The following is a 794-nucleotide window of genomic DNA, read 5'->3' on the forward strand; positions in this document are numbered from 1 at the left end:
TGATGGCCAGGCCGCCGTTCTCGGTGGTCAGTTCCAGCAGCAGCGCACCGCCGATGCCGGCGCGGATCTGCATGCGGGCCGCCGCGCCGGTGAGGTCCACGGGCGGCTTGTAGATCAGCTGCCCGCCGCTGGGCGCCAGGCCGAACGCCGAAAGCGCGTTGATCTCCAGCGTCGATTCATCAATTACGGTGACGCGGTGCGGGCGCTCGCGGGTGGAGCGGTTGAGGCCCTGCAGGCCAGTCGAGCCCTCCACCCAGGCGAGCCAGTTGCCCGGCAGGCCATGGTCGACGGTAAGGCGCACCGGCGAGCCGCCGATGGCGGTGATGGGCCGGTATTCCAGGCGCGGCTGCATCAGCCGCAGGGTGTCGCGCAGGGTGGCGCCCTGCACGATGNACTGAGGCGTGATGATCAGAGGTAGAGGCTGATCGGTCGGGCTGTCAGATTGAGCCCGAAGTTCTCATAGTTTCCACCGGGCGGACCCGCCCAACCAGCAGCGTCGATCCACACCTGGGTTTCTGCTGGCAGCGTCACCACGGTAATTCGGTCGTCTATCCCCTCCTGGCTCACCGTAAGGCCGAGCCTGTCGAAGCCTTCGAGCAGCAATTCGTAGGCGAGCCCATCAACCCAGAACGCCGAGGGATCGAACCGGAGGGTCCATGTCTGCTGGCTCCAGTTTGTGAACACCAGCGGCAGCGGGCCGTGTGCGAAGGCGTCCTCGTAGACACCCTCCACCAGCGCCGGCAGGTTTACGGTTATCGAGCGTGGATTCTCCGCGCCACGGTCCGTGGTCGCGG

The 794-nt window shown here is 66.7% G+C and carries 2 protein-coding genes; both read right to left on the reverse strand.

What is annotated here, in order from left to right:
• Window positions 1-388 (reverse strand): hypothetical protein (locus EA795_RS20645; protein ID WP_240645061.1); only part of this gene is annotated, 388 nt, incomplete at its 3' end.
• Window positions 389-408: 20 nt separating this feature from the next.
• Window positions 409-794, reverse strand: a 386-nt coding sequence (locus tag EA795_RS21095; protein ID WP_158601321.1) for a hypothetical protein, incomplete at its 5' end; no start/stop codon positions are given.

The sequence above is a fragment of the Stutzerimonas nitrititolerans genome, from assembly GCF_003696285.1.
In the GTDB taxonomy this organism is placed as follows: domain Bacteria; phylum Pseudomonadota; class Gammaproteobacteria; order Pseudomonadales; family Pseudomonadaceae; genus Stutzerimonas; species Stutzerimonas nitrititolerans.